Annotated in this window: 22 protein-coding genes; 5 read left to right on the plus strand and 17 right to left on the minus strand. The window is 34.1% G+C overall.

The window, feature by feature from the left end; genetic code table 11:
- Positions 1-11: 11 nt before the first annotated feature.
- The 3 genes from NWE55_RS04855 to NWE55_RS04865 form a co-directional block, all read right to left on the minus strand.
- Complete coding sequence (locus NWE55_RS04855; protein ID WP_155091376.1) at positions 12-707, minus strand: YjjG family noncanonical pyrimidine nucleotidase; 696 nt, start codon at positions 705-707, stop codon at positions 12-14.
- Between the two features lie 60 nt (positions 708-767).
- Positions 768-1,460 (minus strand): RadC family protein, encoded by a 693-nt coding sequence (radC, locus tag NWE55_RS04860; RefSeq protein ID WP_155091375.1) that lies wholly within the window; start codon positions 1,458-1,460, stop codon positions 768-770.
- A gap of 128 nt (positions 1,461-1,588) precedes the next feature.
- Complete coding sequence (locus NWE55_RS04865; protein WP_155091374.1) at positions 1,589-2,947, minus strand: UDP-N-acetylmuramate--L-alanine ligase; 1,359 nt, start codon at positions 2,945-2,947, stop codon at positions 1,589-1,591.
- Between the two features lie 168 nt (positions 2,948-3,115).
- Here NWE55_RS04865 and NWE55_RS04870 point away from each other — a divergent pair, with 168 nt between their 5' ends.
- Together NWE55_RS04870 and NWE55_RS04875 are read left to right on the plus strand one after the other, a co-directional pair.
- On the plus strand, positions 3,116-3,550 hold the full coding sequence (locus NWE55_RS04870; protein ID WP_155091373.1) for a DUF4190 domain-containing protein: 435 nt from the start codon (positions 3,116-3,118) through the stop codon (positions 3,548-3,550).
- A gap of 14 nt (positions 3,551-3,564) precedes the next feature.
- Positions 3,565-3,945 (plus strand): hypothetical protein, encoded by a 381-nt coding sequence (locus NWE55_RS04875; protein ID WP_155091372.1) that lies wholly within the window; start codon positions 3,565-3,567, stop codon positions 3,943-3,945.
- 55 nt (positions 3,946-4,000) lie between these two features.
- Here the strand turns inward: NWE55_RS04875 and NWE55_RS04880 are convergent, their stop codons facing one another.
- The 13 genes from NWE55_RS04880 to hpt all read right to left on the minus strand — a co-directional run bounded on the left by NWE55_RS04880 (position 4,001) and on the right by hpt (position 17,760).
- Positions 4,001-6,325, minus strand: coding sequence for a hypothetical protein (locus tag NWE55_RS04880; protein ID WP_155091371.1), 2,325 nt, complete (start codon positions 6,323-6,325; stop codon positions 4,001-4,003).
- A complete protein-coding gene (locus NWE55_RS04885; protein WP_155091370.1) occupies positions 6,285-7,298 on the minus strand; it encodes a hypothetical protein in 1,014 nt (337 codons plus the stop codon). The genes NWE55_RS04880 and NWE55_RS04885 overlap by 41 nt, the downstream gene beginning before the upstream one ends.
- A gap of 90 nt (positions 7,299-7,388) precedes the next feature.
- Complete coding sequence (locus NWE55_RS04890) at positions 7,389-9,542, minus strand: S46 family peptidase (RefSeq protein ID WP_155091369.1); 2,154 nt, start codon at positions 9,540-9,542, stop codon at positions 7,389-7,391.
- 94 nt (positions 9,543-9,636) lie between these two features.
- On the minus strand, positions 9,637-10,008 hold the full coding sequence (gene mnhG, locus NWE55_RS04895) for a monovalent cation/H(+) antiporter subunit G (RefSeq protein WP_155091368.1): 372 nt from the start codon (positions 10,006-10,008) through the stop codon (positions 9,637-9,639).
- On the minus strand, positions 10,001-10,276 hold the full coding sequence (locus NWE55_RS04900) for a cation:proton antiporter (RefSeq protein ID WP_155091367.1): 276 nt from the start codon (positions 10,274-10,276) through the stop codon (positions 10,001-10,003). The genes mnhG and NWE55_RS04900 overlap by 8 nt, the downstream gene beginning before the upstream one ends.
- On the minus strand, positions 10,273-10,755 hold the full coding sequence (locus NWE55_RS04905; RefSeq protein WP_155091366.1) for a Na+/H+ antiporter subunit E: 483 nt from the start codon (positions 10,753-10,755) through the stop codon (positions 10,273-10,275). The genes NWE55_RS04900 and NWE55_RS04905 overlap by 4 nt, the downstream gene beginning before the upstream one ends.
- Positions 10,756-10,762: 7 nt before the next feature.
- Complete coding sequence (locus NWE55_RS04910) at positions 10,763-12,274, minus strand: proton-conducting transporter transmembrane domain-containing protein (RefSeq protein WP_155091365.1); 1,512 nt, start codon at positions 12,272-12,274, stop codon at positions 10,763-10,765.
- The gene (locus tag NWE55_RS04915) at positions 12,271-12,624 is read right to left on the minus strand and encodes a Na+/H+ antiporter subunit C (protein WP_155091364.1); all 354 of its coding nucleotides are present in this window, start codon (positions 12,622-12,624) and stop codon (positions 12,271-12,273) included. The genes NWE55_RS04910 and NWE55_RS04915 overlap by 4 nt, the downstream gene beginning before the upstream one ends.
- Positions 12,625-12,635: 11 nt before the next feature.
- Positions 12,636-13,079 (minus strand): Na+/H+ antiporter subunit B, encoded by a 444-nt coding sequence (locus NWE55_RS04920; RefSeq protein ID WP_155091363.1) that lies wholly within the window; start codon positions 13,077-13,079, stop codon positions 12,636-12,638.
- Positions 13,057-15,375 carry a hydrogen gas-evolving membrane-bound hydrogenase subunit E gene (gene mbhE / locus NWE55_RS04925; RefSeq protein WP_155091362.1) on the minus strand — a complete coding sequence of 773 codons (2,319 nt, stop codon included), beginning with the start codon at positions 15,373-15,375 and terminating at the stop codon, positions 13,057-13,059. Before mbhE ends, NWE55_RS04920 begins: the two co-directional genes overlap by 23 nt.
- A 159-nt stretch (positions 15,376-15,534) precedes the next feature.
- Positions 15,535-16,539, minus strand: a complete 1,005-nt coding sequence (gene obgE / locus NWE55_RS04930; RefSeq protein ID WP_155091361.1) for a GTPase ObgE — start codon at positions 16,537-16,539, stop codon at positions 15,535-15,537.
- Positions 16,540-16,621: 82 nt separating this feature from the next.
- Positions 16,622-17,197: an adenylate kinase gene (locus tag NWE55_RS04935; RefSeq protein WP_155091360.1), complete on the minus strand. Its 576-nt coding sequence runs from the start codon at positions 17,195-17,197 to the stop codon at positions 16,622-16,624.
- Between the two features lie 29 nt (positions 17,198-17,226).
- A complete protein-coding gene (gene hpt, locus NWE55_RS04940; RefSeq protein WP_155091359.1) occupies positions 17,227-17,760 on the minus strand; it encodes a hypoxanthine phosphoribosyltransferase in 534 nt (177 codons plus the stop codon).
- A gap of 1,476 nt (positions 17,761-19,236) precedes the next feature.
- Here hpt and NWE55_RS04945 point away from each other — a divergent pair.
- The 3 genes from NWE55_RS04945 (at position 19,237) to NWE55_RS04955 (ending at position 21,359) form a co-directional block, all read left to right on the plus strand.
- The gene (locus tag NWE55_RS04945; protein ID WP_155091358.1) at positions 19,237-20,391 is read left to right on the plus strand and encodes a 5-(carboxyamino)imidazole ribonucleotide synthase; all 1,155 of its coding nucleotides are present in this window, start codon (positions 19,237-19,239) and stop codon (positions 20,389-20,391) included.
- Positions 20,392-20,396: 5 nt separating this feature from the next.
- A complete protein-coding gene (gene purE / locus NWE55_RS04950; RefSeq protein WP_155091357.1) occupies positions 20,397-20,876 on the plus strand; it encodes a 5-(carboxyamino)imidazole ribonucleotide mutase in 480 nt (159 codons plus the stop codon).
- A 114-nt stretch (positions 20,877-20,990) separates the two neighbouring features.
- Positions 20,991-21,359 (plus strand): four helix bundle protein, encoded by a 369-nt coding sequence (locus tag NWE55_RS04955; RefSeq protein WP_155091356.1) that lies wholly within the window; start codon positions 20,991-20,993, stop codon positions 21,357-21,359.
- A 273-nt stretch (positions 21,360-21,632) separates the two neighbouring features.
- On the opposite strand, the gene NWE55_RS04960 is transcribed toward NWE55_RS04955, so the two are convergent.
- A complete protein-coding gene (locus NWE55_RS04960) occupies positions 21,633-22,697 on the minus strand; it encodes an acyl-CoA dehydrogenase family protein (protein ID WP_155091355.1) in 1,065 nt (354 codons plus the stop codon).
- Positions 22,698-22,902 lie beyond the last annotated feature (205 nt).

Here is a 22,902-nt window from a genome sequence, read left to right on the forward strand (position 1 = left end):
AAAACCTGCTGTTAAAGCAGGTTTTTTATTTGTAGTAACTCTTGCACTTGGACAAGAGATTTATCACTAACAACTTCTTGAGGATGATAGTAAATAGCATCCATACCAACACTCCTTGCTCCTTCGATATCTGCTAAGAGATTATCTCCTACCATGACAGTCTTGCCAACGTGAACCTGTGCTTGAGATAACGCGTATTGAAATATTTTAGGATCCGGTTTCTTAACCCCAGCATTCTCAGAGTTTGTAATTGTCTGGAAGTAATCATAGATACCAGAGTTTATTAATTTTCTGTTCTGAACTTCATTAAACCCATTTGTAATTATATGTAGACGATAGGACTCTTGTAAATAGTCTAAGAGATCGATAGCCCCATCAAACAAATAATTGTAATTAGGTAAATAGTTCAAATACTTATCTCCCATTTCAAGTTGTTTTGTAGTCGTAGTTGAATAACCTAATTGGTCAAACGTATCGCGTATTCTGCCAATTCTCAATTCCTCTTGTGACACTTGATTAAGACTGTATTTATCCCAGTATGTTGCATTGATATCTACATAAAACTTCAGAAAGTCTTCAATAGAAAAGGGAAATTTCATCTCGTCGATAACTTGTTCAAAAGCCAAAGCCGAATTGCGTTCAAAATCCCATAATGTATGATCTAAATCAAAAAATATATCTGTCTTGTCCTTAAAAGGATAATTCATAACTCGTTATTTTTAATAACTGCAAAAGTAAGACTTAAAATTAAATACTGTTTGTACAAGTTACATTAAACCTTCATCCGCAAAGCTATAATAGCTGTGTTCTGTTATAATCACATGGTCCAACAAAGAGATATCCATGATTTTCCCACCTTCCTTAATCTTCTTGGTAATCGCAATATCTGCCTCACTTGGTTTTAGCTTACCCGAAGGATGATTATGAACAAGAATCAATCCTGTTGCGCGATAGTCTAAAGCCGACTTAAAAAGAATGCGAACATCGACAACTGTTCCCGTCATTCCTCCTTTACTCAAAGATAATTTGTGATTAACCTTATTCGAATTACTCAAAAGTAAAACCCAAAATTCTTCATGATCTAAATCACCTAAAACAGGTTGCATAATTTCAAATACATCTTGACTACAAGTAATTTGATCCTGAGTCAGCTGATCTGCAGATCTTCTTCTTTGACCAATTTCTAAGGCCGCTATAATAGAAACAGCTTTAGCTTCTCCTATCCCTTTAAAGGTGGTTAATTGCTTTACTCCTTGTCTTGCGAGTAAAGCTAAGTTATTGCTATAGAATTGCAATAATCGCTTTGATAATTCCACTGCTGTTTCCTGCTTACTTCCCGATCCAATCAGAATAGCGAGAAGTTCTGCATCACTCAAAGAAGCCTTACCTTTGAGAATCAATTTTTCTCTTGGTCTATCATCTTCTGCCCAATGTTTAATAGTAAAATTAGTTTGCTCCATACATATTAGATTAACACTTGTACAAGAGCAACAAAAATCAAGCCTGTTAAAACTTGCGGATCGTTATAAAAAAAGCTTCTAATAGAATTCAATTAGAAGCTTTAAGTATTTATACTTTTAAAATAAAATTATTGTAATCTTTCTGAAATAAAGGTTTCCATATTTAACCCTCCATAGTTACCTGAACTCATAAATAACAATACAGTATCAGATAAATCCAAAGCATAAAGGTAAGATTTAAAACTTTCAGCATTAGTATAAGTTTTCAATCCCTCTTTTGCAAAAGCACTTAGCATTTGATCAGAGGAAATCTCTTGCATACGTTTGATCTTCAATGCATCCAAAGAATAAAACACAACTGCTTCGTCTGCTTTATCTAAGGCTCCTTTATACTGTTGCAAAAAGTCAACATTCAAACTACTGTAAGTATGTAGTTCAAGACATGCAATAACTTTCTTATTTGGGTATTGCAATTTTACAGCTTCTGTGGTTGCAATCACCTTGCTTGGTGAATGAGCAAAATCCTTATAGACGATAGCCCCTCCCTTGTCGAATAGCTTTTCTAATCGCTTAGAAGCACCTTTAAAGGTAGCTATTGCTTCATAAAAGTCATCTTCATCTATTCCCATATTTTGACATACCCACTTGGCTCCATTCAAATTACTTAAGTTATGTGCTCCAAAAACTTCAAGTGGCATAGGTCCCTCTGAAGTTTCAAGATAAGTAATTCCATTCTCAATCGAATAAGCAGGAGTATTATAAGCTATCTTTCGAATGGGATTAGCTGTTTCTTCGACAAGTTTTTCAACAATAGGGTCTTCTTCATTGTACACAAGTATTCCACCATTGACAATCTTATCAATAAAAATCTTAAACTGCTCTACATAATTTTCAAATGTAGGAAACACATTGATATGGTCCCAAGCGATTCCACTCAACAAAGCAATATTAGGTTGATACAAATGAAATTTAGGTCTAAGATCTAAAGCAGAAGATAAATACTCATCACCTTCAATCAACATAAAGTCATTTTCCGCTGTTAAATTCACCATCCTGTCAAAACCTTCTAACTGTGCTCCAACTAAATAATCAACTTCTCTATCGTGATAATGCATTACGTGTAAAACCATTGAAGTAATCGTCGTCTTCCCATGAGATCCACCAATTACAACTCTTGTTTTATTCTTTGAGTGTTCATATATAAATTCTGGGTAAGAGTAAATTTTTAAACCCAATTCTTTTGCTTTAATCAATTCAGGATTGTCGTTCTTAGCATGCATTCCCAAAATAACAGCATCGATATCACCTGTTATCTTTTCCTCAAACCATCCCTCCTTTTCAGGTAAAAGTCCCTTCTCTTGTAATCTTGATTTAGATGGCTCAAAGATAGCATCATCACTACCTGTCACTTGATCACCTTTATCGTGTAATGCCAAAGCTAAATTGTGCATTGCACTCCCTCCTATTGCGATAAAATGTACACGCATTTTATATATTTTTTAAACTTGAAATGTAAAATTAATACTTTAAACTTGAACATGAACACTTTTTGAAATGAAGTATACTATTTCGGTATAAATTACGCTTTTTAGAAATAAAAATGCAGTAGAATGAAAATCAATTTTATTGTTTAATTTTAACAAAAATTTAAAACTATGGAAAATCAAAATTTCGAATACCAAAATAACAACCAGTATCCCCAAAGATCACCTGACTACACTTTAGAGATTATCAGTTTAGTACTGGGTATTATAGGTTTAATCACCTCTTTTATCCCATGTTTTTACTGGTTTGCTCTGTTGTTTTTAATTCCTTCATTAATACTTGGAATCGTAGCGATTAGCAAGACTACAAAAAACCGTACTCCTAAGGGGTTTGCTATCGCAGCCACAGTCGTTGGCAGTGTAGGAATGCTTATTTGTATTGTCTGGCATACCATATTTGCTGCGGCATTAACTTCTGTTGCCAGAGATATAGATAATACAAACTCATACTACGACAATACACTATATCAAGATGAATATCAAACGGATAGCATACAAGAAGATACAGAATACATTTGGACAGAAGATACAGAAGAAGACGATTAAATACAATTAATATCTTGAAGAGAGAATACGTACTGATCAATAGTATATTCGCTGCCTTACTTGCAATCTTATTTGGCTATATCAGCATCTTAGCTTTTACAGACATAAGTGGAATCCATATACGTTCCTCTTGTGAAGGAATGCCTATCCAATATTGTAGAAGTAGAGGTTTGACGAGAGACTTTATCTCAATTATGCAAAAGGGGTATAGCCAGACCATATACATTAATCCATATAGTCAACGCATATTTACATTCTTCATCTATGCCTTTGTTACGAGAATACTCAGCACAATTGTCTTGCAATGGTTCACGAGTAAAAAAGTTTTTATATTAGATATAACGGTGCTTACACTCTTATTTGCGTATGCATTCTTTCCCTTACTCCTTGGGTAAAGTAACACATGTAAATACAGATAATAAATACTATTTACCCTATAAATAAAAAACATTATCTTCTACTTGCCTGATAACGATCAAAGTATTCGCATTCCTGAATTACTTCTTGGTAGAAATTCGTGTCGCTATACTGTTCTTTCAATTTAGCGAATCCCTTCCACTTTTTAAACATAATATCATCCCCCCACGCGCCGTAATAATAATCCTTGCTATGGTATTCTTTTACATAAAAATTGTTTCGCTCAATTTTTGCTTCGAAATAGGCTAACTTCGCTTTTTGTTCTCTTGTAGTAGCCTGTTTTTGGGCAATTGCATAGTATTTTTCAGCTAACTTCATACTTAATAAGATAGCTTTATTGTTACTACTAATAGAGTTACTGCCATATTCGTTTAGGATACTATTGTAATAAAACACCCTTGCATTTCCAAAGTAAGTCGTATTGTAAAACGCATTACCTAATAAAAGAGCATTATTATAAACATCTTCTCCCTTTGCAATCTTATCTTTCATTTCCTTGATTTTTTTCAAGAAAGAAAGCTTGGTATACTTCACTCTTTGTTTTGCTTGATGATCACAATCGTTACAATCTTTGATATTTCCGTTAAATGGATTTCCTAATAATTCAGTATCCTTATATAATAAGGTCTCATATTCATTAGAAAAATAAGCATTTTTTCTCTTGACAGGCTGTGCTTTCTCCATTTCAACAATAGCTTCCTCAATTTTATCTTGATAGAAAAAATACAGCGCACGACTTTCATAAATATCACTTAGATTAAACCCATAACTATCAACAAACAATTGTTCGAAAGCACTTTTATTCTTGCTCAATAGGTACTCTTCCATTTCACGAGATTGCTTCAAATTACTGTAATAAGAAGGTCCTTCTGAAACTAATACTTCAGCCATAATAGTATTATTATTCTCTTTATACACTGTTGAAAGAAAGCGTTTCACCCAATGTGCTGCATATTCATATCTAAAAGGATCTGAATAATCACGCGTATTCAAATTTTGAAACAACCATTGCATTTCAGTTAAAAGACGTGCCTCCACCTTTGAATCCACTTTTTCAACTTGAGAAACAGCATTGATTAAAGAAAATAAACGTATCTGATCTTGAATCATTACATCATCACTTTTCACTAACGCTTTAGCATCCTCCAAATACTTTGATGCACTGCTAAAGTTTCCTTGAAAAATATCTAAATAGGCCAGCGTTAATTTCCACAACACAGGATTGTGTAGTTTCTGTTTTTTATTGCTAACATCCCTTATCCATTGATATGTACTTTGATCAATCTTTCCTTCGACAGATTTAAAATAATCTGCTTTAGATTTAAACCTATGCTCCGTAGGAATATTGACTTCCTGCTCTTGTACATTAACCCATCTCGTTAACAAATAATCAATATGTGGACTACTCGGATCAATAGCATAAATTTGTTTCATGCTGCTAATCTCATCTTTATAATACCCCATGATAGCCCAAATAGCAGTTTGTACATTAACATCATCTGTCATTTCTACTATCCTTTGGATAGCAGTGTTATCTAATGGTTTAAAATTATAAGTGGCTATTTGACGTAATTGAGGTTCAGCATTGTAAATTTCAGCATACAATAGATTAGAGGTTTCATAATTTCCAGCTTGATAATAAGCACCTGCCACATAGCCAAGTCCTCTATAATACAATGTGTTCTTTTCTTGTTTATGTGCTGTACGCTCAAAATAGCTTATGACAGACTGACGATTACCCGAATAAAACTTTGCTTTTAGCACTTGAAACCACATGCGGTTACTAAAAAACTTATCTGACTTATTCATTTTATCGTAGAATTGCTGTGATAAAGTCACAATATCATTGTCCACAGGAATTTCTACATACTCTGAATAATTCCAATAATCATATGTACGACTACTATAGGCATCTATCCGTTTTGCAATATTCAAAAAAGTAACAAAATTCATTACTCTTTCATCTTTTAAATCTAAACCGTATTTACCTGATTTATTCTTTTTCTTATTCAAATCTAAATACAGTAATCGACTATTATTCTCACTATCTGAATCATCCAATAGGTAATAAGCAATAGCTTCTTTAGAAACCTTATTTCCTAAATACACACTCCAATCTTCTACAATATTATTGTGAAAAACATCCGTATTCGAAATATATTGATTATTGTAAAACCGTTCGTAAGGAGCAAAAAACATGGGTTGATAAGATTTATCAACGAATGCTTCAGGCGTAAAAGAGGAAGTCATAGCGTAACTCCAATACCCATCTGCACAAGCATAACTATAAATACCTACACCTACAACTGCAGAGAAGCTACTTGCAAGTAATAAGTTCTTTAAATACTTCTTTTTCATAAGAGTTTATATTTTTTGAATTCAAATCGTATAATATAATTTCATTGGGACAAGCATTACTCACCTTTAATAGGTCCTTTTTCATTTCTAACAACTGTTCTGAAGTAATACTTTCAATCTTAATAAGATCACCTTGTCTAAAAAACTGTCCGAAATAATCCCCTGTTTTGACCACTTCAAACTGCTTAGCATTCACTAATTTAAAAGCGTCATTTGCTGACACATCTTCTAAGCGTATGCGGCTAATCATCCGAACAACTTTACCTTTTCTACTCTGAATCAACCAAGAATAGATTGGCAAAGCATAGTTTAGGCGCAGAGGATATCCTTTGATATAAGCGATGTACTTATTTGCAATATTCCTATCGTAGATTGAGTTAAGGCTATCCGCAGCTATACTACCCATATTGTAATACATCAAGACACCATGATCAACATTGGGTATTCCTGTTTTCTCAGCATATTTAATCTGGTGTAAGCGAATAGTAGACGAAACTTTCCACTGTTCTATTCTCTTAATTTCTTCTATTAAAGTAAAAAAGTTTTCTCGAGATTGTAATGACCAATCACAGTCAAGTTGTACTTCTGTAATGGAGAGTGCATTCCGCTCATTCACCTGCTTAATGAAGTGAACGATCTTCTGTGCTAACGCCTGAAGATTAATATTATTTCGAAGCATCACTTCATTTTTAATATAAACCACAGGGACGATCGAAATACCTTCACTCACTTTCTCTTTAAATAGGATAGGACTTATAGGTATTGCCACGTCATTTTGCATTGCAACGTCAAAGTAACGCATATACAATTTAGTGACATTAAGCTCTTGAATAGATTGTTTCTCTATACTATCTAATTCGAAAGTAGTCTTCCAATAGTAGTAAGAGAGCTTGGTTTCACCTTCTAATTTATTGGGTTGCTTACTACAACTGATCAATAAAATAAAAGAGGATAAAAAAAAGATGAATTTCATACCTTAAACTTAGGTTACACGGTACAAAGATGCAAAAAAAAGCACCTGAAATCAGGTGCTCTTAAGATAAATATTTTTCTGTAAATCAAATTACTTTACTATTGTCATTTCATCAACGATGTGTTTAGCTCCAGCAAATTTATCAATGATAAAAAGTACATAGCGAATATCCACATTGATTGTTCTTTGTAGTTCTGGGTCGTAAATAACATCTCCTGCCATAGCTTCAATGTTACCATCAAAAGCTAAACCAATCAATTCTCCTTTTGCATTTAACACTGGAGATCCTGAATTACCTCCTGTAATATCGTGATTAGTTAGGAAGTTAACTGGTAGATGTCCCGCTTTATCCGCATAAGGTCCATAATCTTTTGCATTGTACAAATCAATTAACTTTTGAGGATTTTCAAATTCCTCATCGCCTGGTATGTGTTTAGCAACTGTTCCCTTCAAAGTAGTAAACCAATTTTCCGCTGCATCATTCACCTTCTTTCCTCTTGGTAAATCTTTAACAGTACCGTAAGTTAAACGCAGGGTTGAGTTTGCATCTGGGTAATACTTTTTATCAGGATTACTCTTTTGCAATCCGTCAACTAATAATCTAAATGCCTTTTGATACTTGTCCTCTAACTTAGCTAATTCCTCTGTTTTATGTCTGCTTTTCTCCATTAAAGCCAAAGACAATTTAAACAACGGATCTCTTGAAATAACGACACCTTTTGGTTTATCTAAAAATGCCTTTAATGTATTGATATTAGCAAAAATACTCTTTGAAAATGCTTCATTGACAAACTTTGTAAAATCGCCCTTATACTCCTTTTGAATCTGAGCTACATAAGGTGCAATCTCATATCCTTCGGATTTAGAAACGTAAAGTTCTAATTGTTTTGCCAACATTTCTCTTTCTAAAGGTTCATATTTACCTTTATATAAATTTGATGCAAAATCTTCAAACTCTCCACGCATTTCATCGCGAGTAGATTTTTTTCCTAAGGCAAATTTCTCAACTCCACCAGCCAATCTGTATGGAATAGCCACCATAGAAGATGTTCTCATCATAGAGATCAAATAATTATCATGACGTGCTTTTTCATTAGTCGCAGCATAATACGCATTGATATCATTTATTACATCGCCATATTTTGCTTTATTTTCTTCTTTGTTAGCCCAACTGTCAAATGCCTTTTCATTCTCCGTTTTTACTGCTACAGTTTGATGCTGTGTTAAGGCATCAATCATCCCTTGTCTATTTTTCCAATAGTTTGCAACACCAGCATATTTAGAGGCATAATTCAAACGTACTTCGTCATTTTCAGACATATACTTTTTCATTACATCCATACCTAACTTAGACCCTTCAACCCAAGCAGGATACGCAAACTTGATATTTTGTTCAACACCTTGAGCAGGCATCCAACGATTTGTACGTCCTGGATATCCAAGGATCATAGAGAAATCTCCCTCTTTAATACCAGCTGTAGAAACAGGTAAATAGTGCTTAGGAGCCATTGGAATATTCTCTGGTGAATATGGCGCAGGGTTCCCCTCTTTATCAGTATATACTCTAAAAATAGAGAAGTCACCTGTATGTCTTGGCCATTCCCAGTTATCAGTATCACCACCGTATTTTCCAATACTATTTGGAGGTGTACCTACTAAACGAACGTCAGTGTAATCTTGGTAAACAAAGTAGTAAAATTCATTTCCTTGAAAAAAAGAACGAACAGAAACAGTGTATTTTCCGCCTTCATCATTCTCTTTTTGAATCTTAGCAATCTCCTTGTTAATTGCTTTTTCTCTATCTAATTCAGACATCTTGTCATCAACTACAGATAAAATACGGTCTGTAACGTTATCCATACGAACAAAGAAGCGAACAGATAGTCCCTTTGCCTCTCTTTCAGATTGCTTATCCTTTGCCCAAAATCCATTTGTTAGAATATCATCTTCAGGCGTAGATAGATTAGCAATTTTATCATATCCACAGTGGTGGTTTGTTAAAACTAAACCTTGACTTGATACGATTTCCGCTGTACAACCTCCATCAAATTGCACAATAGCATCTTTTAATGAATGATTGTTAATACTATAGATTTCTTCAGCAGTTAATTGTAGTCCCATTTTTTCCATGTCACGTTGATTCAAACGCTCAAGAAACATCAAGAACCACATTCCTTCATCAGCCTTAACCTTTACAGGTAATACAAATAATAATGCTGATAAAAATAACACGATTTTTTTCATAATTGTTATAGATGTTAGATTGCGAAGATAAAAGTAATTCAATAGATTTCTTCACAATAAAAAAAATAATTCAAACGCTACTAAACAAGACTCTTTACTCCTCGTCTTCTTTACACCCCTTATTCGGTATGTTATTGTTATTATCATAGCGATCTTGTAGTTCGTCGACTACAGATTTATCCCATAATTTAATTCCAGTAATATAGGCCGTTCTCGCAATAAGAAATGCAGCTACTGGAGATGTAATAAACAAGAAAAATATAATAGCCAACACTTTTGTAGTAGTAGAAAACTCAGAAAAATGAATTGCAGCACCTGCTAAAATACATCCTATACCCAAGGTCGCAGCTTTAATAGTGATAGATAACCTGGTGTAAAAATCAGGCATCCTCACAATTCCTATCGAAGCGATCAACACGAAGATAGCCCCTACCGTACAAAGTATCATTATAAAAATATCAATCATCTCTATTTCTTTTAACTAAATAAAATGCAAAGGCTACTGTACTTAAAAAGGCAATTAGAGCCAAAATGATAGCCACATCCAAAAATATAGGGTTATCAGCAATCAAACTGAATAAACCTATCACTCCTACACCCACCGTAATCAATAAGTCTAAAGCGACTACGCGATCTGCAACAGTTGGTCCTTTAATAAATCTGATAAAAATAAATATCAAAGACAAACTGATAATAGGCATTATAACATATAATAAATAATCATCTACTGTCATCGCAATATCTCTAATAATTTAGTTTCCGTACGTTCTTTCATATTCTTGACGAACTTTTTCTTGTCTTTCAAATACATCGTATGTATATACACATAGCTCTTATCATCTGCAATATCCATTACCATTGTACCAGGCGTTAGTGCAATAATATTTGTCAGCATTGTAATCTCAAAATCCGTTTTGGCATCCAGTTGATACTTAATAATACCTGGAGTTGTGTGGAAATTCGGTGTCATTACATCAATAGCTACTCTTAAATTTGCTTCCATCATATCATATAAAAAATACAGAATGAAAACTAATATTTTAGGTACGCGATAGAAATACTCTTTCTCTGCCATATTGGATCTACGCGTCAGCATCCACAAAATAAAGAAACCTGCTACGGAACCAAATATAAAGTTAGAGTAGTTCAGCTGTCCCGTTAGAGCAACCCAAACAAATGCCAGTAATAAGTTTAATAAAAAATACTTTAACATACTCTCCCTATTTTAAGTGATGCATCACTGATTCTATATAAATACTTGGATTCTTTAATTCATAAGCAATGCGTTCGGTTATTTCGAAAACGAATGATGCCTTCAAACCTATAAACAAAGATACCATCGCCAATCCTACTACAGGTAAAACCAAGGCAATCTTTCCTCTCTTGTGAAAAGTAGCAAAGTGGTCAATCTCTTCTGCATTAGGTTTTGGCAGATCTTTCCAAAAAACTTCAGACCATATACGGGCTACAATAAACAAGGTAATAAAACTGGCAAAAATCAACGTCGCCAACAACACATAACTCTCCTGTTTAAATGCTTCTTGAAACAACATTATCTTGGGCCAAAAACCTGATAAAGGTGGAATACCTGCAAGTGAAAACAAGATAACAGCAAAAACAAGTGATAACCTTGGGTAATCTTTATAGAAACCACCTAAGCGGTACACATCTTGGGTCATTCGAATCTTTTGAATGATTCCACTCATCATGAATAAATTACTCTTGACAATCACATCGTGAATCAAGTAAAACACTACTCCTACTAAAGCCAACTCCGTATAGATACCAATACCAGCAATCAGATACCCTATATGACATACAATGAAATAGGAAAATATACGACGCATATTCCTTTTATTGATTACTCCTAATGCGCCACTAATCATCGTTAAAATTGCAATAACAATAAACACACCAAGGATAAAATCATCTGGTTCAAAGACAACAGTAAAAATACGCAACATAGAGTAAACCCCCATCTTTGTCAATAACCCACCGAATACAGCACCAATCGCTGAAGGGGGAGTATGATAGGATGATGGCAACCAGAAATACATAGGGAACACCGCAGATTTAATACCAAACCCAACGAAGAACAATAAAGCAGTTACTGTCACCAATCCCCTGTTTTCTACCGCTGCTACGTGCTCTGGCAAATCCGCAATATTCAAACTACCCGTGATTCCATATAAAATCCCGATAGCAGTCAAAAATATAGAGGAGGCCAACATATTCATGGTTACATACTTTACAGCCCCTTCCATTTGCCTTTTCTTACCTCCTAAGGTTAACAACACAAATGAAGATATAATCACAACTTCAAACCAAACATAGAGATTAAAGATATCACCTGTCAAAAAGGCTCCCATTAATCCCATAATAAGAAAATGGAAAATAAAAAAGTGCCCATATCTTATCCTACTAATATTTGTTGCTGCTGTAGAATATACACCTACAGCCAAAGATACAATAGCAGTTAGTACAACCATTGTTGCACTAAGCGTATCACTAACAAAAGTGATTCCAAATGGAGCTTGCCAACCTCCCATTTGCATTGTCATATTTCCATTCTCCCATACCAATGCAAACAATCTCAAGCTAACCAGGAAAGCAATACAGTTTCCAATAACGCTAATTGTCTTCTGCGCTTGCACATTCTTCCAAAAGAACATCAAGACAATAGCAGTTAACATATGTGCAAGTATAGGTGCTAAAATAAAGTTCGAAATCATATATCTAAATCTTGTACATTAAGAGAATCGAGATCATCAGTACCTGTTGTTGCGTGAACTTTCTTCAATAGAATAATTGCAAAAGCTGTTAATCCAAAACTAATCACAATAGCCGTTAAGATTAACGCTTGTGGTACAGGATCTGCATACACATCCGTAAAATGAATACTATCCCCATCTATAATTGGCGCTCTACCTTTGGTCAGTTCTCCCATCAAGAAAATGAGAATATTAGCTCCATTTCCAAGCATCATAAACCCCAAAAGTAATTTCACCATACTCCTTCTAAGTATTAAGTATATTCCTGCTGAATATAAAATACCTACTAATGCTACTAAAAGTAATTCCATATTCTTCTCTCTTATACATTTTCTGAAATAGTAAACAATATTGTCAATACTACTCCAATTACTACTAAATACACTCCTATATCAAAAAAAAGTGCTGTTCCTACAGAACCAATTACAGCCACTGAATCAGCAAACCAAATACCGGTCAAAAAAGGAGAACCCAAAATAACTGGTAAAAAGCCACTGACAAATGACAACGTTAGTCCTATAGGTATTAACAATAAAGGCGACACTTGAAACAATCTCAGTGTGCGTCTTGTACTATATGCAAAAGAGTGTAAAACAAAAGCAATAGATGCGATCAACCCTCCTACAAATCCACCACCCGAAAGGTAATGTCCTCTAAGTAATACAAACAAAGAAAACAACAGCAAGAGCGGTAACAAATAGTTGGTTGCCGTTCGCAAAATCGTAGTGTCTAACCTTCTCTTTCTAATTCTCGAGTTCTTCTTCATCTTCTTTATATTTTAACATACTGAAAACCCCTAATGCAGCGATTGACAACACAATAGTTTCAATCATTGTATCAAACCCCCTAAAATCAACTAAAATAACATTTACTACATTCTTCCCTTTCGCAAGTACATAAGCATTCTCGGCATAAAACCTACTTATATCCTTATCTGCTGGAGAGACAAGTGCTTGAAGAGTGATAATAGAGATTAACACTCCAAATGAGATAGAAATAACAGCATCACGAATCTGTAATCTTCGATTATTGAATCTTAGAAATGGCGGAAGCTTGAACAAGACCAATACAAACAAAACAGTTGTCAACGTATCGATTGCAAACTGTGTCATACCAAGATCTGGAGCACCGTAAAAGACAAATATCAAACAAATACAATATCCTACAACTCCTGTAGCTGCAATAGCAGTCAATCGCGAAGAAGTATTAATAGCAAATATTACAGCCACTACCGTTATCAAAAATACAACTAACTCATAGATCCTAAACTCCGATAGCCCTGTTGTATTCACTCGCAAAGGCACGTCTGTAAACAATTTATATCCTACCAAGCCGATGAAAAAAACAATAATTACAGCCAAATACGATCTCAGATAACTACTGTGAAAGATAAAAGTATACTTATAAGCGAGTAACCTGAACTTTTCTGCCAGTATAGAAAAAATATGCTGAGGAGCTAATCGATCAAAACGCTGGACAAAACACATCGGATTCTTCCACTTTTTGAATACAAAATAAATAATGCTTCCTAATAGTATCGTACATCCGCTTAATAGCAAACTACTATTAACACCATGCCAAATCTTTAAAGGCATCTCAACTACTTCTCTATTAAGAGAAGCAAAAACAGCAAGTATAATCTCCTTATAGGCGATAATCGGAAAAATACCCAATAACAAAGTAAAGAAACTCAATACTATCGTAGGAGTCAATAACATCCAATCTGGCTTATGAGCAATGCGCACCTTCTTCATACCTTTGCCAAAAAAGGGTTTAAACCCAATTAAAAAACCTGATGCAGTCAAAAATACATTGGTAATAAAGAGTGCTCCAGTAATGAGCAATATCCAACTGTCATCCGAAAAGTGCAATCCACTTTCATAAATGAGTTCCTTACCAATAAAACCAAAAGTCAAAGGAATTCCCGCACATGATAAAGCTGCAATAACAGCTGTTACTGCAAGCAAAGGAAAGTGCTTACGCAGTCCACTCAACTCATTGATATCTCTTGTGTGTAACGCGTGATCAACAATACCTGTGATTAAGAAAAAGGCAGCTTTATACAACGCGTGCGCTAACACAAATACCGCCATAGCATACATTGCTAATTCTGTTCCGATTCCCAATAGAAACATCAACAAACCTAAAGCAGATATAGTCGAATAAGCTAAAATACCCTTCATATCCTTTCGGAACACGCTGTGAAAAGCACCAAACAACATAGTCACTCCTCCTACCACAAGTAAAATTGTATTCCAGTAAAACTCCCCTCCTAAAATAGGAGTAAACCTCGCCACTAAAAACACTCCTGCCTTCACCATTGTAGCGGAGTGCAAATAAGCAGATACAGGTGTCGGAGCCTTCATTGCTCCAGGTAACCAAAAGTGAAAAGGGAATTGAGCTGACTTTGTAAAAGCAGCCACAAACAAAAATAAGATGATTAATAAATAGTATGGACTATCTTTTAATACATCACTGTGGTTTAGCAACTCACTTATAGAGTAAGTTCCTGTAATAGTTCCAACAATTATCCCAAAAGACAAAAGGAAAAAACCTCCTAAACCAGTGATTGAAAAAGCCCATAAAGCACTTTTACGGGATTCTTCTTCCTCATTGTTAAATCCTATCAAGAAAAAGGAACTAATACTCGTTAATTCCCAAAAGATAAACAGTGTGATAAGGTTATCTGAAGTAACAACACCTAACATGGCCCCCATAAATATAGTGAGGTAGCATAAAAAGCGATGTAAGAGCGGATGCCCCTTTAGATAAGAAATTGCATATAAATATACCAATGTTCCAATTCCTGAAATCAATAACCCAAAAAGAACAGATAATCCGTCAAATTTAAAATCCAAACTAATTCCCAATGAAGGAACCCAGTCAGTCGTATAAATTAGGCTACTTGTACCATCTTTTATTGTTGGTAAAAAAGATAATAGATATAAAAAAATTGAAAATGGAAGTAGGGATATTATTGCAACATATTTAGTTCTTACGAACTCTTTCAAAAATAGTACTATAAAAGCAAGTACAAAAGTGAGAAAAATTAATGTTAGCATATAAGTTATATTTCTCTAATTACATATTTCCAGTTTAGTGGTAAATATAGACAAAAAAAATAAAAATATGACTGCAACTTGCCGTAGAACAATAATTAACGCTAATTTTTCTACACTTTTTCTTGGCTCTAAGGATTAAAATAGAATATCCTTAATTAACTATTTTTTATTCAACATTTCCCATAGTTTATCTTTTAATTCTGTAAGCCCTTGCTGAGCCACAGAAGAAATAAACATATACGGTACTCCGCTTAATTCAGAATCAAGTTGTTCTTTTAACTCAGATTTCAATTCATCATCCAGCATATCACACTTAGTAACAACCAAAAGACGATCTTTATCTAACATTTCTGGGTTATATCTACGCAATTCATCAACTAAAATTTCATACTCTTTCTTGATATCATCAGCATCTGCCGGCACCATAAAAAGCAAAGTTGAGTTGCGTTCTATATGTCTTAAAAAGTAATGTCCTAAACCTTTTCCTTCAGCAGCACCCTCAATAATACCAGGTATATCTGCAATCACAAAAGATTTAAAATCGCGATAAGCCACAATACCTAAATTAGGCTTCAAAGTTGTAAACGGATAATCCGCAATTTTAGGTTTTGCAGAGGTTAAAACAGATAGAAGTGTAGATTTTCCTGCATTTGGAAATCCAACTAGTCCAACATCTGCTAACACTTTTAACTCTAAAATCACATCTAACTCTTGTCCAGATAATCCTGGCTGAGCATATCGCGGTGTTTGATTAGTAGAAGATCTAAAGTGCCAGTTACCTAAACCACCTTTACCTCCTAAAGCTACAATTTGTTTTTCTCCGTGTTCTGTAATTTCAAATAGAACTTCTCCTGTCTCTTTATCTTTTACAACTGTTCCAAGAGGTACTTCGATAATTCTATCTTCACCATCAGCACCAGTACTTCTTGAACTACCACCATCACCTCCATGTCCTGCTTTAATATGGCGCATGAATTTTAAGTGAAACAAAGTCCAAAGACCTTCATTACCTACAATATAAACATGTCCACCTCGACCTCCATCACCTCCATCAGGTCCTCCTTTTTCAATAAATTTTTCGCGGTGTAAGTGTGTAGATCCTCTACCTCCTTTTCCAGAGGCAACATATATTTTTACATAATCGACAAAATTCCCTTCAGTCATCTTTCTTTTATTATTATTACTCTTTACAATATGTAAAAAGTTTTGGGCTGCAAAAATAGTATTTTTTCAAATACAAAAGTGCTTATACTAAAGTATCTATAACTTTACTTAGACGCTCAGTCACTTCTTCTATTGATCCAATCCCGTCAACAGCAGCATATTGATTTTTATTATTATAGAACTCAATAAGAGGTGCTGTTTTCTCATTGTATTCTTTATAGCGGTTTCTGATTTTAGTTTCATCTTGGTCATCAGCTCTACCACTTGTCTTACCTCTTTCTAAGATTCTCGCTACTAATACCTCATCATTAGCATCAAGACCAATTGTACCTACAAAGTCAATACCTTTCTCCTCCAACAATGCTTCTAAAGCTTCTGCTTGTTTTATCGTTCTTGGGAATCCGTCAAATAAAAACCCAGCTTTATCCATATTCTTAGCTACTTCATCAGCTAACATATTGATCGTAATTGAATCAGGAACTAGTTCCCCTTTATCAATAAATACTTTAGCTTGATTACCTAACTCTGTTCCATTTTTCAAATTGTAACGAAACACGTCACCTGTTGAAATGTGAGTTAAGTTATATTTTTCTTTAAGAAATTCAGCCTGTGTTCCTTTTCCTGCACCTGGCTTTCCAAATAAAACGATTGCAATCATTATGTATTGTTTATCCTGTTAGTGTATTATTATTCTTTAATTTGGTATATCTCTGGTATATTTCTACCGAATTTATCATAGTCCATACCATACCCTACGATAAATTTATTTTCTATTTCAAAAGCGACATAGTCTAAAGGAATATCCTTTTTATATGCCTCTGGCTTCAGACAAAGTGTGCATATTTTAACTTGTTTCGGACGTTGTTGATCAAATAGCTTTTTTAAAGCTACTAATGTATTACCTGTATCTACAATATCTTCAATGATTACAACTGTACGATCAGTCACGTCTATATCTAAACCAAGTAACTGATTCACTTGATTGCTAGATTGAGTTCCAATATAAGATGCCATTTTCACAAAGCTCATCTCACAGTCTCCCTTATACTTTTTTATCAAGTCACTAAATACCATAAAAGATCCATTAAGAACTCCAATAAATACAGGAATGTCTCCTTGCATATCTCTTTCTATTTGAGTTGCAATTTCTTCTAATCGATTTTGGATACGCTCTGCTGATATAAACGGCACAAACGTTTTGTCTAAAACTTGTATTTCCATTGTGTTGTGTTATTGATAATTTGCAAATATACAAAAAGAAAAAACCTATATCAGTTTATTAACAAAGGAATTACATAAACACATAAATAATCTTATTATTCCTCTTTAAACTCCGTTTTCTCTAAAATAAAAACATTCAAATTTATCAATTATTCAAAAAAATAGAAACAAAAAACGTAGCGCTTCACAACGCTACGTCTAAAACAAACTAATTCAATCTAACTCTAAAACCAAAGTAGAGTCTTATCGTTGAGATTACTTTTAAATATCTTACAAAAACATTATTGTAATTTCTATCCTTTCAAATATAGCGCAATTTATTATTAAAATCAAAACAGAAATTAACTTTTTATTAGCAAAACAATATCTTAAAAAAGAATAATAACCAATACATCTGTAAAATATGAAAATATATCTTATAAAAATAAGACATAAATATTATAAATATAAAAAACTACACTTAAATAAAACAAAAAAACACAATATCATAAAATTAACCAAACGAATACAAGGACCGTACTTCAAACCATTTGTCGAATGTGTTTTTACTGACACCTCATGGCATCATCAACCACAAGATCAAAAGATTGATAAGAATTATTCAGATACAAGTCAAACAGCCAATACAAGCAGTAAAACTAAAACAACATCATCAACCACTACACCTATGCTTATTATATTCAAAATCTCCTTAATACTCCTTCAACATTTCTTCCCCCCTCCTTCAAGTAGTATTATCTCGGAAAAATGTTGAAGCTGCTGTGAAGAACTTATGCAAATAAGGCATAAATACAGCAATGACTACTTATCGTTTAAAAGAGAAATACATTTGCCTAAAACAAAACAATCAACTAATAAATAGATTGTATAAATGACCTCCCTCCTTCTGTTAAAAAACCTGAATTCGATCTAAGTCAGCAGTTAATTACTACCTGATATTAATTGACAATCTTCCTATAGCTTTGTAGCGAGATGCAAGCACATTTCTTGGGGCTTTCTTGCTCCTTTCTTCGACAAAAAGGCTCTCTAAGCCAGAAAACTCCAAGAAAAGCGCAAGCAATCTCCAAGAAAGTGCAAGCTAACCCCTCGAATAAAATAGATTAATCTGCTTTTTAAAATTCGACAACTTGATCATCATTTTCGGTAATTTCGTCAATAGATAAAAAAGAGATAATCTTCTATAGTGAATAAATACATATAAATTACTAAATCGAAGGCGATAGTCTAATTGCCATTCTAATATCGAACTCGCATTAAACTCAAATGAAAAACACACTATATTCAGGACTTAAACCTCAACATCTTAGTACTTAAGCCTTAAAAAGACCTATTCTTTACCAATAATTCTGATTTCAAAAACAACAAATTCTCTTGAACAACAATTAGATTGAGTTAAGCAATACAAGACGAATAGCAATATGATTCATTTTATATTTTTTTAAATTATCTTTGCCTTAATAACAATACAACTACACAATGAATTACTTTTCTACTGATTTCCGTTTGGGAATATTAGGAGGAGGTCAATTAGGTAAAATGCTCCTATATGACACTCGTAAATTTGACATCGCTACCAATGTACTAGATCCCAGCAAAGATGCCCCTTCTCAGTATGGAGCACATCAGTTCTTCCAAGGGGATTTAATGGATTTTGAAACTGTTTATCGCTTTGGTAAAACAGTGGATGTCTTAACGATCGAAATAGAAAATGTCAACTTAGATGCACTTGATAAGTTAGAAGAAGAAGGGCTTAAAGTATTCCCTTCTCCTAAGACACTTCGATTAATCCAAAATAAAGGAAATCAAAAAGATTTCTATACTACTCATAATATCCCAACTGCTCCTTATAAGAGATTCTCAGATATAGAAGCTCTAAAAACAGCAGCTACAGCTAATGAAGTAACGATGCCATTCGTATGGAAGTCAGCTCAGTTTGGGTATGATGGCAATGGAGTAAAAGTAGTTCGCTCGATTACTGACTTAGATGTACTACCTAATGTAGAGTGTATCGCAGAAGTAATGGTTCCTTTTAAAAACGAATTAGCTGTGATCGTAGCCCGTTCTGCTTCTGGAGAAATCAAAACATACCCTGTAGTAGAAATGGAGTTCCACCCAGAAGCTAACCAAGTAGAATATGTGATCTGTCCTGCGCGTATCGATAGCGCTGTAGCGGATAAGGCAAGGGCTATTGCGCTACAAGTTTCTGAGAAATTTAATCATGTAGGTTTATTAGCTGTGGAGATGTTCCAAACGCAAGATGACGATGTATTAGTGAATGAAGTGGCTCCTCGCCCTCATAACTCTGGACACTACTCTATAGAGGCGAGTTATACTTCCCAATTCGAACAACACATCCGTGCTATTTTAGATTTACCTTTAGGGAATACGGATAGCAAAGTGGCTGGTATCATGGTAAACTTAGTAGGCGCTGAAGGATATACTGGACAAGTGTACTATGAAGGAATGGAAGATATCTTAGCGATAGAGGGTGTGACTCCTCATATCTATGGTAAACGCGAAACTCGTCCTTTTAGAAAAATGGGACACGTAACAATTGTCAATAGTGATATGACTAAAGCGAGAGAAATAGCTCAGCAAGTAAAAGAAACTATTAAAGTAATCAGCAAATAAATCTTATGAAAATAGCAGTAGTAATGGGCAGCATATCGGATATGCCTGTCATGCAAGATGCAATCAATATTATTAAAGAATTCGGTGTAGAAGTAGAAGTGGATATCGTATCTGCTCATAGAACACCTGAGAAACTTGTAGACTTTTCTTCTAATGCTCATAAGCGCGGTGTTAATGTGATCATCGCAGGAGCAGGAGGAGCAGCACACTTACCTGGTATGGTAGCTTCAATGTCTCCACTTCCTGTGATTGGAGTACCTGTTAAATCGAGCAACTCTATCGATGGATGGGATAGCGTACTATCTATCTTACAGATGCCTGGAGGTGTACCAGTAGCTACAGTAGCCCTTAATGGTGCTAAAAATGCAGGTCTTCTGGCAATACAGATATTAGGTAGTCAAAATGAAGACCTTCTCAATAAGATGGTAGATTATAAAAATGGATTAAGAGAAGCGGTGCTTAAAGCAGCAGAGTCAATTAAATAATTACAAATTACGGCGCTCTTCGAGCTAATTACGAATTACGTAGGTAATCGCAGTTAATATGAAGAGCGCCGTAATACTTAAAATAAAACAATCCTCTATAGCTTAATCAAAAGCATGAAAGAAGACAATATTATACAGATTAAGAGCTTCAAATTCGCTGTAAGAATCATTAAAGTTTACCAACATTTAACAACTGAAAAGAAGGAGTACATATTAAGCAAACAATTACTTCGTTCAGGCACTTCTATTGGTGCTAACATAGAAGAAACTATTGGTGCGCAAAGTGAAAAAGACTTTCTTTCTAAATTATCTATTGCTTATAAAGAAGCTCGTGAAACCCATTATTGGATATGCCTTTTAGCAGAAACAGATTACTTTACACCTAAAGAAAAAAACAGTTTATTAAAAGATATTGAAGAATTACTAAAACTCATAGGTAGCATCCAAATATCACTTAAAGCTAAACTAAAAAGTGCCAAATAATATTTACAACTCAAAGTTATTCTTTTCAATAAAAAACACTTCATTTACATCAATATACCTCATCTAAAAAATGTCATTCTTATTTTGAAGTAATTAAACATAAGGATGTGATCTTTCATTACCCTCAAAAATACATAATCGATGAATATACTCATCGATCTCTATTATTGAATATATAGCGTACACCCCAAAATATTAGATATAGATTAGAAGTGATATATATACTTAATGCCGTAGGCAAACCATTTGTAATTCGTAATTTGAAAATCGTAATTAAAGAAACAGGCTGTGTTGACCTGCTGCGATCAAATCCCTAAAAACTCTATTAATTTCTGAGTTCTTATTAATTACGTCCAAGCCCAAATACGGTAAACAATTCATTACATCTTCACGCCCTTTAAAGACAATGCGTTCACATACCTTGTCAATTTCTTCTGACATTTTACATGAAATATCACCACCTTCCTTTACTACTTCCCAACTTTCATGCGCCTTCTGATAAAACATAATCTTGCGGTTCAAAAAAGAAGATTTCATATTCTCAATAATACTCTTGTGCTTTATGATATATTCCTTATTAGATAAACTGTCAAAGTAATTTTCTGCCAATTCAATAAAATGAGCTTGCATCCCAATGTGATTTACAGCTAAAGTAAACTTAGCAAAGGGCAAAAAGGGAAAGCTAAAAACATCATTGTTGATAACCTTAGTTTCTTTAGCAATAGAGAAAGCACGTTCCCTACCAACCCTAACTCCTTTTACGTTAAATGAATCACTACCCGTAGAGATTAACCCTATTGTATCCCATTCTTTGACAACTTCAATTTCTTCAGGTAAAAAGCAAAAAGACTTGTAGATTGGATTCCCATCAGCATCTGTCACGAATGTACCATTGCGCTCAATACGACAGTTCGCAGTAAAACCAGTACTGTGGTGCAATCCAGTTGCGACTTTCCAATGTCCTGTTACGATATACCCTTCCTCTATTTCAATTGCTACTCCTCCCACTTTACCACTTCCTGCTAAACACACTTTGGGATTGCTAAAAAGAGTTTGGCTAAAACTACTATCTAAATACCCTACAAACATATTTGCGCCACTACACAATGTCACAGTCCACCCAAGACTACCATCAATAGTAGCTAACTCTTCCTCTACCTCCAGAGCTTCTATAAAGTCTAATTCTAATCCATTAAACTCCTTAGGTACAAAAAGATTAAACAAATTATATTCATACAGGATTGCCAATTGTTCTTTTGTCAAGTATCCTTGTTGCTCAGCTTGAGGAACAAATTTTCGCAAGATATTCCTATCCTCCAAAGATATTTTATTACTCATTTGTTATCATGTTTTTTGATTGAATACAAATCTATCATTTTTTAAACAGAGAACCTTTACAAATAAAGACTTAACAAACACTTCTGCTGTTTTTTGACAATTCTAAAGCAAAAGAAGATATTATCAATATACAATCTTACCTATCATAAAAAACTAAAGGCTTCTCATACAAGCCAAACTACAGAAACATTGATATAGATTTAAC

It is taken from the genome of Myroides albus, from assembly GCF_024722315.1.
GTDB lineage: Bacteria > Bacteroidota > Bacteroidia > Flavobacteriales > Flavobacteriaceae > Flavobacterium > Flavobacterium album_A.